Origin of the sequence: Sphingomonas colocasiae (assembly GCF_019880585.1) — a bacterium.
GTDB lineage: Bacteria > Pseudomonadota > Alphaproteobacteria > Sphingomonadales > Sphingomonadaceae > Sphingobium_A > Sphingobium_A colocasiae.
On the sequence record NZ_JAINVV010000004.1, the window covers coordinates 771,178 to 782,954 of the forward strand.

At 66.5% G+C, this 11,777-nt stretch carries 12 protein-coding genes; 10 read left to right on the forward strand and 2 right to left on the reverse strand.

Annotated elements, in window-relative coordinates:
• The first annotated feature begins 90 nt into the window (after positions 1–90).
• The 7 genes from K7G82_RS09985 (at position 91) to K7G82_RS10015 (ending at position 4,907) form a co-directional block, all read left to right on the forward strand.
• Positions 91–957 carry a pirin family protein gene (locus tag K7G82_RS09985; RefSeq protein WP_222989691.1) on the forward strand — a complete coding sequence of 289 codons (867 nt, stop codon included), beginning with the start codon at positions 91–93 and terminating at the stop codon, positions 955–957.
• A 140-nt stretch (positions 958–1,097) separates the two neighbouring features.
• Positions 1,098–1,739 (forward strand): hydrolase, encoded by a 642-nt coding sequence (locus tag K7G82_RS09990; RefSeq protein WP_222989692.1) that lies wholly within the window; start codon positions 1,098–1,100, stop codon positions 1,737–1,739.
• A gap of 146 nt (positions 1,740–1,885) precedes the next feature.
• Positions 1,886–2,779, forward strand: coding sequence for a pirin family protein (locus K7G82_RS09995; RefSeq protein ID WP_222989693.1), 894 nt, complete (start codon positions 1,886–1,888; stop codon positions 2,777–2,779).
• Positions 2,780–2,789: 10 nt separating this feature from the next.
• Positions 2,790–3,206, forward strand: coding sequence for an OsmC family protein (locus K7G82_RS10000; protein ID WP_222989694.1), 417 nt, complete (start codon positions 2,790–2,792; stop codon positions 3,204–3,206).
• Positions 3,203–3,760 carry an NADPH-dependent FMN reductase gene (locus tag K7G82_RS10005; RefSeq protein WP_222989695.1) on the forward strand — a complete coding sequence of 186 codons (558 nt, stop codon included), beginning with the start codon at positions 3,203–3,205 and terminating at the stop codon, positions 3,758–3,760. The genes K7G82_RS10000 and K7G82_RS10005 overlap by 4 nt, the downstream gene beginning before the upstream one ends.
• A gap of 111 nt (positions 3,761–3,871) precedes the next feature.
• Entirely contained in the window at positions 3,872–4,411 is a 540-nt protein-coding gene (locus K7G82_RS10010) for a nuclear transport factor 2 family protein (protein ID WP_222989696.1), read from the forward strand.
• Positions 4,412–4,436: 25 nt separating this feature from the next.
• Positions 4,437–4,907, forward strand: a complete 471-nt coding sequence (locus K7G82_RS10015; protein ID WP_222989697.1) for a DUF3237 domain-containing protein — start codon at positions 4,437–4,439, stop codon at positions 4,905–4,907.
• Positions 4,908–4,928: 21 nt separating this feature from the next.
• Here the strand turns inward: K7G82_RS10015 and K7G82_RS10020 are convergent, their stop codons facing one another.
• Complete coding sequence (locus K7G82_RS10020) at positions 4,929–6,566, reverse strand: long-chain fatty acid--CoA ligase (RefSeq protein ID WP_222989698.1); 1,638 nt, start codon at positions 6,564–6,566, stop codon at positions 4,929–4,931.
• A gap of 226 nt (positions 6,567–6,792) precedes the next feature.
• Between K7G82_RS10020 and K7G82_RS10025 the strand changes: the two genes are divergently transcribed.
• Genes K7G82_RS10025 through K7G82_RS10035 form a run of 3 tightly spaced genes read left to right on the forward strand, consistent with a single transcriptional unit; the run spans position 6,793 to position 10,248 of the window.
• A complete protein-coding gene (locus tag K7G82_RS10025; protein ID WP_222989699.1) occupies positions 6,793–7,971 on the forward strand; it encodes an acyl-CoA dehydrogenase family protein in 1,179 nt (392 codons plus the stop codon).
• A gap of 11 nt (positions 7,972–7,982) precedes the next feature.
• Positions 7,983–9,098: an acyl-CoA dehydrogenase family protein gene (locus K7G82_RS10030; RefSeq protein ID WP_222989700.1), complete on the forward strand. Its 1,116-nt coding sequence runs from the start codon at positions 7,983–7,985 to the stop codon at positions 9,096–9,098.
• 1 nt (position 9,099) lies between these two features.
• Positions 9,100–10,248: an acyl-CoA dehydrogenase family protein gene (locus K7G82_RS10035; RefSeq protein WP_222989701.1), complete on the forward strand. Its 1,149-nt coding sequence runs from the start codon at positions 9,100–9,102 to the stop codon at positions 10,246–10,248.
• Here the strand turns inward: K7G82_RS10035 and K7G82_RS10040 are convergent.
• Positions 10,230–11,579, reverse strand: a complete 1,350-nt coding sequence (locus tag K7G82_RS10040; RefSeq protein ID WP_222989702.1) for a spinster family MFS transporter — start codon at positions 11,577–11,579, stop codon at positions 10,230–10,232. The genes K7G82_RS10035 and K7G82_RS10040 overlap by 19 nt on opposite strands.
• Positions 11,580–11,777: the final 198 nt, after the last annotated feature.

Consider the following 11,777-nt stretch of genomic DNA (forward strand, 5'->3'; position numbering starts at 1 on the left):
TCGTGACCTTCTGGCCTCAACGTTGCCATGATATCTCCAGGGCAACAGCGATCGGATGGACAATCGTCCGATCGCACCTGGAGACAGATGATGAGCAAGAAGATCCTGGGCCGCTATGGCAATGATCGCGGCCATTGGGTGGGCGACGGCTTTCCCGTCCGCTCGCTCTTTTCCTATAACAGCCTGGGCGCGCATATCAGCCCGTTCCTGCTGCTCGATTATGCGGGGCCGCATTATTTCGCGCCCACCGATGCGCGACGCGGCGTCGGCCAGCATCCGCATCGCGGGTTCGAGACGGTGACCATCGTCTATGACGGCGAGGTCGAGCACCGCGATTCCGCCGGCAATGGCGGCATCATCGGCCCCGGCGACGTCCAGTGGATGACGGCGGCGGGCGGTATCCTGCACGAGGAATATCATTCGCCGGCCTTCGCCCGGACCGGCGGGCCGTTCCGCATGGTGCAGCTCTGGGTCAACCTGCCCGCCAAGGACAAGATGGCGCCCGGCGGCTATCAGGCGATCGTCTCCGCCGACATTCCGGTCGTCGATCTGGCGGACGGAGCGGGCAAGGCGCGGATCATCGCGGGCGAACTGGGCGGGATGAAGGGACCGGCCGGAACCTTCACGCCGATCAACGTGTGGGACGTGCGGCTGAACCGCGACGCCGATGTGACGCTCGACCTGCCCGATGGGCATACCGCCATGCTGGTGGTGCTCGGTGGCCATGTCACGGTCAACGGCACCGAACATGCCGGTGAGGCGGAGATGCTGCTGCTCGATCGCGACGGCAGCGACGTCGCCATCCATGCCGATGGCGATGCGGTGCTGCTCGTCCTGACCGGCGAGCCGATCGACGAACCGATCGTCGGCTATGGCCCGTTCGTGATGAACAGCGAGGCCGAGATCGCGCAGGCGATCGACGACTTCAACAGCGGCCGGTTCGCCGAGGCGGCCTGATCGTCGGACCCGGTCCTCCCTGGTGGAGGGCCGGGTTCTTTTTTCCGAACCGGGGCGGACATGTCCGCACTGCCCCATCCGCCGGACCGGGTCCGCGCGGAAACGAAGGCGGGCGCCATCACCACTGAAGGAGACCCGAAATGTCCAGCGAACCGATCCGCGATCCCAAGGATGATCATCTGCTGACGCCGCAGAATGCCGCCTTCGTGATCATCGATTACCAGCCGGTGCAGGTGAACTCGATCGCGTCGATGGACCGGCAGCTTCTGCTCAACAATATCGTCGGCTGCGCGCGGGCGGCGGTCGCTTATGGCCTGCCGATCGTCCATTCGACCGTGAATGTCGAAACCGGGCTCAACAAACCGCCCGTGCCCCAGATCCGCAAGGCGCTGGGCGATTATCCCACCTATGACCGCACCACGATCAACAGCTGGGAGGATGTGGAATTCCGCAAGGCGGTGGAGGCGACGGGCCGCAGGAAGCTGATCATGACCGCGCTGTGGACCGAGGCGTGCCTGACCTTTCCCGCGCTCGATGCGCTGCGCGAGGGATATGAAGTCTATGTGCCGGTTGACGCCGTTGGCGGCACCTCGCTTGCCGCGCACGACGCGGCGCTGCGCCGGATCGAACAGGCGGGCGGCAAGATGATTTCGGTGCCGCAGCTTTTCTGCGAATTGCAGCGCGACTGGCGGCGCGCGGAAACCGTGCCGGCCTTCATCGATCTGTTCATCGAAACCGGCGGCACTGCGGGTATCCAGTTCTCGTACGACCGGTCCGAATAAGGTTCCGTCATCGGCGCCCGCATGTCCTTACCGGCGATCGGAGGTTGATCGCATGCGGCTTGCGGGCGCACAGAGACGAGAGGCGCATGGGCGTGCGAATCCGTCGAAGACCGGCGATCGTGCGCAGATGGCAAGGAGAAGCGATCATGATCGAAATGGTGATCGAACAAAGGCGCCGCAGTCTGGGCGGCGGGCTGGACGTGGGGCGTGTGCTGCCCTTCGCCAAGCGGCGCATGGTCGGGCCGTTCGTGTTCTTCGATCATATGGGGCCGCTCGATCTTGCGCCGGGCATAGACCGCAGCCTGGATGTGCGCCCGCATCCGCATATCGGCCTGTCCACCGTCACCTACCTGTTTTCCGGTGAGATCATGCACCGCGACAGCATCGGATCGCAACAGGCGATCCGCCCGCAGGAAGTCAACTGGATGACCGCCGGCAGCGGCATCACGCATAGCGAGCGTTTCGAAAAGGGGCGGGCGACGGGCGATCATCTCCATGGCATCCAGGCCTGGGTCGCGCTGCCGCTTGCGGACGAGGAAACCGATCCGTCCTTCTCGCATCATGAGGGCGATGACCTGCCGCAATGGAGTGACGGCGGCGTGCACGGCCAGCTCATCGCGGGCAGCGCCTATGGCCTGACCGCCGCGGCACGGACGCATTCGCCGCTCTTCTACGCGCATCTCGATCTCGAACCCGGCGCGACCGCCGAACTGCCCGACGGCTTCAGCGAGCGCGCGCTCTATGTCGCGACGGGCGCGATCGAGTTCGACGGCATCCGCTACGACACCGGCAAGATGCTGGTGCTGGGGGCAGGGGCGTCGCGCATCCGCGCGGCTGAACGCGCGACCGTCATGGTGTTGGGCGGCGAGCCGATCGGCGAGCGCTTCCTCTACTGGAACTTCGTATCCTCGTCCAAGGACCGGCTGGCGCAGGCGGCAGCCGACTGGCGGGCGGGGCGGATGAAATTGCCCGATGCCGACGACCAGGAATTCATCCCCTTGCCCGAGGATCCGGCGCGTCCTGCGCCCGCCGCGACATGAGGAGCATGGCATGACCGATCACAGACTGAGCAGGGTTCGCGCCAGCATCGGCATCACCCCCTATGCCGTCGCCATCGATGCGGGGCGCCACCGTCTGACCGCCGACGAACCGGCGAAGCTGGGCGGCCAGGATGCCGGGCCCGCGCCGTTCGAGCTGCTGCTTTCCGGGCTGGGCGCCTGCACCAGCATCACGCTGCGCATGTATGCCGAACGCAAGGGCTGGGCGCTCGACGCGCTCGACGTCGATCTGGTGCTCGTTCGCGGCGACGATGGTGACCATATCGAACGCACGCTCCATCCCAAGGGAGAGCTCGACGATGCGCAGCGCGCGCGGCTTGCCGATGTCGCCGAGCGCACGCCCGTCACCCTGGCGATCAAATCGGGGCTGAGGATCGACACGCATCTGGGCGAGGGTACCGGACGATGACGCGCATCGTCGGGATCGCGGGCAGCCTGCGGCGCCAGTCCTTCAATCTGGGCCTGCTGCGCGCGGCCGGAACGGCGATGCCGGAAGGGGCGACGCTCGACGTCCACACCATCGCCGGAATCCCGCTCTACAATGCCGATGACGAGGCCGCATCGGGGCTGCCGGCCTCCGTGGTTGCGCTCAAGGATGCGATTGCGAATGCGGATGGGCTGATCCTGGCGACGCCCGAATATAACAATGGCATTCCCGGTGTTTTCAAGAACACGATCGACTGGCTCTCTCGGCCCGCCGACGATATCGGCCGCGTCTTCGGCGATCGGCCGGTGGCGCTGATCGGTGCCTCTCCGGGCAATTTCGGCACCATGCTCGCGCAGGATGCCTGGCTTTCGGTGCTGCGCACGCTCGGCACCCGGCCCTGGTTCGGCGGGAGGCTGCTCGCCTCGCGCGCCGGCGGTTTGTTCGATGGCGAAGGACGATTGTCCGACGAGGCCATGCGCGAGCGGCTGCGGGCGTTCATGGCCGGTTTCGTGGCATTCTCGGCGCAAGGCGGCTGAACCGGGATAATCGCGAATGGGATAAAGCGGCACCGGTATCGACATGCCGCGCATCGATGGTCGCGCGCGTTACAGATGCCGCTCCATTTCCTGTCATGGGGCATCGCGATCATGTCTTCAATCGAAGCCAAGCTGGAAGCCCTGCACGATCGCGAGATGATCCGGGACTGCCTGTTCCGCTACTGCCGCGGCATCGATCGGGCGGACGAGGCGGCGTTGCGATCCGCCTATTGGCCGGATGGAACCGATTGCCATGGGCCGTATCAGGGAAGCGCCTCGGGATTCATCGAATGGGCGCTGCGGACGTTGCCGTCGATCGAGCGCGGCATTCATCAGATTCACAATATCCTGATCGAGTTGCGGGGCGCCGAGGCGGCGGTCGAAACCTATTTTACCGCGCTTCAGCGCCAGCCGGGCGCGGACGGCGCGTTGGCCGATGTCCATATGGCCGGGCGGTATCTCGACCGGTTCGAGAAGCGCGGCGAGGAATGGCGCGTTGCGGACCGTCTGGTGGTGTTCGACCTGGTATCCGAAACCCCCGCGCGACCGGGCAGCGAAGCCGAACGGTTTGGGCGCCGGACGCCGATCGGCGGCCGCTGGCCCGACGATTCGGTCTATCGGTTCCTGGGCGCGACCGTGGCGGTCGACTGAAATCCGGATCGAAGGAGGATCGTGCATGTCCGCTATCGAGGCACTGGCATGGGAACCGTTGTTCGTGTTGCGGCTCGACGTCGATTATGCCGCCGCGCAATCGATCGGCGGCGACGATCGCCTGGGGATTTTCCCCGTGCGCGGGGGCACGTTCGAAGGCGCAAAGCTGCGTGGCCGCGTGCTCCCCGACGGCGCGGACTGGGTTACCTGGCGTCCGGACGGAACCATGAACATCGATGTCCGCACCTCGCTGGAAACCGAGGACGGGGCGCGTATCGCGATGCACTATACCGGCATCGCGGTTCCGACATCGCCCGCTGCCGTCGAGCGTTTTCGCCGTCGTGAGCCGGGCCCCTACGAGGATCTGTATCTGCATACCACGCCCCGTTTCGTGACCGATCATCCCGATTATGCGTGGCTCAACCATGTGATCGCCGTCACCAACGGCATGCGATCGCCCGATGGCCCCGTCTATCACGTGTTCGCGATCCGCTGAGAGGGAGGCTCGGAAACGCGGTCATTTCCCGGCGTAGTGACCGCCATAATCTTCGCGGAGCCGGGTCTTGAGCAGCTTGCCCGTCGCGGTATGGGGAAGTGCGTCGACGAACACGATGTCGTCGGGCAACCACCAGCGCGCGACCTGGCCTGAAAGGTGATCGAGGATTTCCGGAGGCGAGCAGCGTTCACCCGGATGCAGCCGGATCAGCATCAGCGGCCGTTCCTGCCATTTTGCGTGGGCGACGCCGATCACCGCCGCTTCGGCAACCTTGGGATGCGACGTCGCGGCATTTTCGAGATCGATCGACGATATCCACTCGCCGCCCGATTTGATGACATCCTTCGCGCGATCGGTGATCTGAAGGAAGCCGTCGGTATCGATGCGGGCGACGTCGCCGGTGTCGAACCATCCGTCCGCATCGATCGCCGAGCCCGGCCGGGTGCCGTGATAGGCGTTGAGCACCCATGGACCGCGCACCTTCAGCAGGCCCGATGCTTCCCCATCGCGCGGCAGGGCGTTGCCCTGATCGTCCTCGATGCGCAATTCGACGCCGAACACGGCGCGCCCCTGCCGGGCGCGCAACTCGGCCTGATCGCCGGCGCTCAAGGCGGATTGATGGGCGAGCGGGCGGCAGACCGTCGCCACCGGGCTCGTCTCGGTCATGCCCCAGGCTTGAAGCGTCTCGACGCCGAGCAGGTCGCGCAGGCGTTCGATCAGCGAGCGCGGCGCTGCGGCGCCGCCCGTGAAGATGCGGTCGATCCGCAGCGCCGCGCGTTCCGCCGCGCTGCGATCGCGTTCCAGATGATCGCAAAAGGCGAACCAGATCGTGGGCACGCCGAGCGAAAAGGTGGCGCCTTCGTCGCGCGCGAGTTCGTAAAGCGAAACGGGATCGAGCGCCGATCCCGGCAGCACCAGCTTGGCGCCGCACATCGCGGCGGAATAGGGAATGCCCCAGGCGTTGACATGGAATAACGGCGTCACGACCAGAATCGAGTCATGGGCGGACAGCGCCATCGAGTCTGCGGCAAGCGCGCTCATCGCGTGCAGGATCGTCGAGCGATGGCTGTAGAGAACGCCCTTCGGGTTTCCTGTGGTGCCTGACGTGTAGCAGAGCGAGCTGGCGGCGTGTTCGACGATCTCGGGCCAGTCTGCGATCGGCGCGGTTGCGGAAAGCAGTGCTTCATAGGCGATCAGGCCCTGCAGCCGCGTATCCGGCATGTCGGCCTCTCCACACAGCACGATGACCGCTTCGATCGTGTGCAGTTCTGCGAGCAGGGGGGCGACGATCGGCAGCAGATCGGGGTCGACGCACAGGATGCGGGCACCGCCATGCTCGAGGATGTAGCGGATCTGTTCGGGAAACAGCCGTGGGTTGACGGTGTGGAGCACCATGCCGGCGGCGCTGACGCCATAATAGAGTTCGAGATGCGGCAGCCGGTTCCAGGCCAGCGTCGCGACGCGGTCCCCTGGCGCCAGACCCAATGATGCAAGCGCGCCGGCGACGCGGCGGGCGCGTTCCTCGAGGCTTGCCCAGTCGGATCGGACCATGGTCCCGTCGAATGCGCGCGACACGATCTCGCGCCGCGGATGATTGATCGCCGCATGGCGGATCAGCATCGCCGTCGTGAGTTGCTGTGACTGCATCAGGCCCTGCATCGCCCGTCTCTCCTCGCTGAACTTTGCGGGCGAGGATCGGCGTGCGCGCAGCGGAAGCGAAGGCCTGCGGGCATCGGTCATGCCTTATCGCCTGCGTGATTTTGGGCCTGCAGGTCGGCACGGGGGCAACAATCACATGCTGGAATTTGCCGGGCCTGCCTGTCCTTCGGGATGGCCCCGGCGCGCCGGCGGCTAAGCTTGGGCGAAGGATTGTGGAGAGCGCGAAATGAATCTCGACCTCACCCCGGACGATCTGGCGTTTCGCGAAGAGGTGCGTGCCTTTTTCGCCGACGGCATTCCGGAGGATTGGAAGACGACGGTGCGTGCGGGCTTGCGCCTGCCGCCCGAAACGCTTGTGGCCTATCAGCGCCGGCTCGCCGCACGCGGCTGGGGCGCGCCGACCTGGCCGGTGGAACATGGCGGCACCGGCTGGTCGCCGACCCGGCTGCACATCTTCTGGTCGGAGGCGTCGGCTGCCGATGCGCCCGCGCAATATCATCAGGGCCTGGAACTGATCGGCCCGATCATCTTCACGTACGGCAGCAAGGCGCAGAAGGATTTCTACCTGCCGAGGATCATCCACGCGGACGACTGGTGGTGCCAGGGTTATTCCGAACCGGGCGCCGGTTCCGATCTTGCCGCGATCCGCACCCGCGCCGACCGCGACGGCGATCATTATGTGGTCAACGGCCAGAAGATGTGGACCAGCTATGCCCATGTGGCGGACCGCATGTTCGCGCTGGTCCGCACTTCGGCCGAAGCCAGGCGCCAGCAGGGAATCTCGCTGATCCTGGTGGATATGGATACACTTGGGCTGCGTGTCCGTCCGATCCATACGCTCGACGAGAAATATCACACCAACGAGGTGTTTCTCGACGATGTCCGCGTGCCGCTGGCCAATCTGGTCGGCGAAGAGGGTCAGGGCTGGGGCTATGGCAAGGTGCTGCTCGATCGCGAGCGCATGGTTGCGGCCGCCACCGCGATGTTTCTGCCGCAAACGCTTCGCGCGGTGCGCGATGCGGCCCGCCGCCGCCGCATGGGCGGCGGAACGTTGCTGGATCAGAGCGGTTTCCGCGCGAAGCTCGCCCAGGTCGAGATCGAGGCGATGGCGCTGCAGGCGATGGTGATGCGGCTGATGGCCGATGCCGCCGCCGGAGCCGATTCCGGCCCGCGCGGATCCATGGTGAAGCTGCGCTGGTCGGAGCTCATCCAGCAGGCCACCGCGCTCTGGGTGGAGGCGCTTGGCCCCGCCGCGCAGCATTTCGGCGCGCTGGACGACGGCGATGCGCCGCCGGACATGCCGCTTGCGCTGCAGGGCGCACTCTATTCGCGCGTGACCACCATTTACGGCGGATCGAGCGAGATCCAGCGCAACATCATCGCGCGTCGCGCGCTCGGGCTGTGAGGTAGGACGGGATGGATTTCGCATATAGCGAAGAGCAGCTGATGCTGCGCGACAGCGTCGATCGTTTCGGCGAGGATCGCTGGGCGGGCGCGGATCGACTGGCAAGACTTGCCGAGGGGCCCGAAGGATCGCGCCGGCGCTGGGCGGCCATGGCCGAACTGGGCTGGCTGATGCTGCCGATCGCCGAAGCCGAAGGCGGCCTTGGCGGCGGTCCGGTGGATGTGATGGCGGTGATGGAGGGGTTCGGCCGACACCTGATGACCGAACCTTATGTCAGCAATTGCGTGCTTGCCGCCGGCCTGATGCATGGCGGCGGAGAACTCGCGAGCGACCTGCTCGCGCGGATCGGCGCCGGTGAAGTACGCGTCGCCGCGGGGCTGACCGAAAATGACGGTTATGCGATCGAACAGGTTTCGGTCGCGGCGATCGATGGCCCCGGTGGCGTGCATCTGAGCGGCATGAAGACGCATGTCGAGGATGGGGCGGATGCCGACTGGTATGTCGTGTCCGCGCGCACCGCTGGCGCCATGGCGGAACGTGACGGCATCAGCCTGTTTCTCGTGCCCCGCGACGCCGCCGGGTTGACGGTTCGGCGTTTCCGCGCGGTCGATGGTCACAGGCATTGCACGCTCATGCTCGATCGCGTTCCGGCCACGCCGCTGGGGGAGCGCGACCGTGCGGCCGATCGCATCGATGCCGCGGTGGACCGCGCGATCGTGGCGCATCTTGCGGAGGCCGTCGGCTCGATGGAAAGCGCAACCGCCGCCACGCTCGACTATGTACGGACCCGTCAGCAGTTCGGCGTGCCGATCGGCACCTTCCAGGTGATCCAGCACAAGCTGGTCGATATGAGCGTGGCTTGCGAGGAAGCGCGCGCGCTTGCCATCGTGGCGACGCGCGGCATGACGCAGCCCGGCGCTGGTCGCGCGCTGATCGCGGCGGCGAAGGCACGGATCTCGCAATGCGGCATCGCGGTGGCGCAACAGGCGGTGCAGCTTCATGGCGGTGTCGGCACCAGCGAAGAACTGGTGGTGAGCCACCATCTGCGGCGCCAGATGATGCTCGACCTCGCTCATGGCGACCGCGATTTCCAGCGCGCGCGCTTCATCCTGCTTTCGGCCGGGTGACATGGCGATCGATACCGAAACCTTCGCGCTTCTGCTCGACGCCGTTCGCCGCTTCGTCGCACAGCGACTGATCCCGAACGAGGTGCTGGTCGCGGAAACCAATCGCATTCCCGAGGGACTTGTCCAGGAAATGCGCGAGCTTGGCCTGTTCGGCCTCTCGATCGCACCGGAACATGGCGGTCTCGGCCTCTCGATGGAGGAGGAGGTGCGCGTCGTGTTCGAACTCGGCCGTGCGTCTCCGGCCTTTCGTTCGATGGCGGGCACCAATATCGGCATCGGATCGCAGGCGATCGTGATTGCCGGCAGCGCGGCGCAGCGCGCCCGCTATCTGCCGCAGCTCGCATCGGGCGAGATCATCGGCAGCTTCGCGCTGACCGAGCCCGATGCAGGGTCCGACGCGATGTCGATCCGGACCAGCGCGCGTCGCGACGGGGAGCATTACATACTGAACGGCACCAAGCGTTACATCACGAATGCGCCGGTCGCGGGCCTGTTCACGGTGATGGCGCGAACGGGCGATGCGATCGGCGCCGACGCCATTTCATGTTTTCTGGTCGAGGCGGGCGCACCGGGCCTGGCGATCGGCAAGCCCGACAGGAAGATGGGGCAGGCCGGGGCGCTTACCTGCGACGTGATGTTCGACGAATGCCGCGTGCCTGCGACGGCGCTGCTCGGCGGTGTGGAGGGCAATGGCTTCCGGACCGCGATGAAGGTGCTCGACAAGGGGCGTCTGCATATCGCCGCGCTTTGCACCGGCATGGCGGAACGGTTGATCGCGGAAGCGGTGGGTTTCGCGCGTTCGCGAATCCAGTTCGGCCAGCCGATCTCCGAATTCCAGCTTGTCCAGGCGATGATCGCCGACAGTCAGGCCGATACGCTGGCGGCGCGCGCGCTGGTGCTAGACGCGGCGCGGAAGCGCGACGCAGGCGACCGGATCACGCTGGAGGCGGCGTGCGCCAAGATGTTCGCATCCGAAATGCTGGGCCGCGTTGCGGATCGGGCCGTGCAGATTCATGGCGGCGCGGGTTATGTCAGCGAATATCCCGTGGAACGCTTCTACCGCGACGCGCGCCTGTTCCGGATCTTCGAGGGCACCACGCAGATCCAGCAATTGGTGATCGCGCGCGAGACCTATCGCCTGTTCGATTGATCGGCCTGCTCATCGGCCGCGATCCTGCGGCCGCCGAGCCAGAACAGCAGCGATCCCAGCGCCAGCGGCAGCGCGACCAGCGCCATGGCCGCGCGCAGACCCTGTTCGCTGCCGAGCGAAGGGGCGAGCAGATCGCTGGCGACGCCGACGAACAGGGGGCCGAGCGCCAGGCCGATCGCATTGGTGATGAACAGCTGGATCGCGGATGCCATCGCGCGGATCGACGGTTTTGCAAGCGTCTGCACTGCCGCGAATACCGATCCGTAGTTGAGCGCGTGGACGAAGATGGCAAGGCCGAGCAGCACGAAGGACAGGTCGATCGTCCCCGCCATGGCAGCGCCGGCGAACAGCGGCGCCGCGAGCACGAGCGTGATCGAGGGCACGCGCGTATAGCCGGCGATGCCACCGCGCGCTGCCCGATCGGCGAGGTGCCCGCCGGCGAGCGTGCCCAGCATGCCGATCACCCCGACCATCAGGCCAAGAGCGAGGCCGAGCATCACGCTGGGCGCCACGCCCCAGGATACCGCGAGCGCATCGAGCCCGGCGCTATGGGTCCGCATGTAAAGCGAGCCGAAAAATGCCGCCTGCCCGTAATAACCGAAGGCGCCCATCGCCGTTCCGAACGAGATCAGCCAGAAGCTCGGCAGGCGGCGCAGCGTCGCGATGACCTCGCCGAGCGGCAGTTGCGGCGATGCCGCCGACGACGCGCCGGCGGCACGTCGGCGCGGCTCGTCGAGCGCGAACCAGACCAGCCCGGCAAGCAGCATGCCGGGAAGACCGGCCACCAGGAATGCCGCGCGCCAGCCCAGGCTGGCGAGCAGCACGCCGCCCAGTACCAGCCCGGCAAGCGACCCGACCGGAACGCCGAGCGAATAGAGCGACAAGGCCCAGCCGCGCCGTTCGCGCGGTACATAATCGGTGATCAGGCTGTGCGCGGCCGGCGTGCAGCCCGCCTCGCCGATCCCAACGCCGATCCGTGCGAGCAGCAATTCGGTGAAGTTCCGCGCGACGCCGCACAGGGCTGTGAATCCGCTCCAGACCAGCAGGGATACGGCGATCAGGCCGACGCGGTTCCCGCGATCCGCGAGCCGCGCCAGCGGAATGCCGAGCAATGTGTAGAACAGCGCGAAGGCCAGCCCGCTGATCATGCCGATCTGCCAATCCGCGAGCCCGAGATCGGCCTTCATCGGCTCGACCAGGATCGTCACGATCTGGCGGTCCAGCAGGTTGAAGGCGTAAACGGTCATCAGCAGCGCGAGCGCGCCATAGGGCAGGGGCCGGCCGGCGGCGGGTGTTTCGGATGGTGCGGGCGGGCGGGGGGCGTCTGTCATGGAATCCTTCCGGTGCCGGCCTTCGGACAGGCGCGATGCATCGGCGATCCTAGGCGGTGATCGGCGCTGTGCGCCGGCGGCGGCGGCGGGCGCCGTCTTTATCCCCTATATGATGAACCGATGCCCGGCGGCCTGCCGCGAACGCGCGGCCGGCGCCCCGCCAGGGCAATGCCGGGGGACGATGGTGCCGATATCACA

Excerpts from the sequence above, each read along its gene's own strand:
- K7G82_RS09985 (WP_222989691.1), top strand. The coding sequence starts at position 91 with ATGAGCAAGAAGATCCTGGGCCGCTATGGCAATGATCGCGGCCATTGG.
- K7G82_RS09990 (WP_222989692.1), top strand. The coding sequence starts at position 1,098 with ATGTCCAGCGAACCGATCCGCGATCCCAAGGATGATCATCTGCTGACG.
- K7G82_RS09995 (WP_222989693.1), top strand. The coding sequence starts at position 1,886 with ATGATCGAAATGGTGATCGAACAAAGGCGCCGCAGTCTGGGCGGCGGG.
- K7G82_RS10000 (WP_222989694.1), top strand. The coding sequence starts at position 2,790 with ATGACCGATCACAGACTGAGCAGGGTTCGCGCCAGCATCGGCATCACC.
- K7G82_RS10005 (WP_222989695.1), top strand. The coding sequence starts at position 3,203 with ATGACGCGCATCGTCGGGATCGCGGGCAGCCTGCGGCGCCAGTCCTTC.
- K7G82_RS10010 (WP_222989696.1), top strand. The coding sequence starts at position 3,872 with ATGTCTTCAATCGAAGCCAAGCTGGAAGCCCTGCACGATCGCGAGATG.
- K7G82_RS10015 (WP_222989697.1), top strand. The coding sequence starts at position 4,437 with ATGTCCGCTATCGAGGCACTGGCATGGGAACCGTTGTTCGTGTTGCGG.
- K7G82_RS10020 (WP_222989698.1), bottom strand. The coding sequence starts at position 6,566 with ATGCAGGGCCTGATGCAGTCACAGCAACTCACGACGGCGATGCTGATC.
- K7G82_RS10025 (WP_222989699.1), top strand. The coding sequence starts at position 6,793 with ATGAATCTCGACCTCACCCCGGACGATCTGGCGTTTCGCGAAGAGGTG.
- K7G82_RS10030 (WP_222989700.1), top strand. The coding sequence starts at position 7,983 with ATGGATTTCGCATATAGCGAAGAGCAGCTGATGCTGCGCGACAGCGTC.
- K7G82_RS10035 (WP_222989701.1), top strand. The coding sequence starts at position 9,100 with ATGGCGATCGATACCGAAACCTTCGCGCTTCTGCTCGACGCCGTTCGC.
- K7G82_RS10040 (WP_222989702.1), bottom strand. The coding sequence starts at position 11,579 with ATGACAGACGCCCCCCGCCCGCCCGCACCATCCGAAACACCCGCCGCC.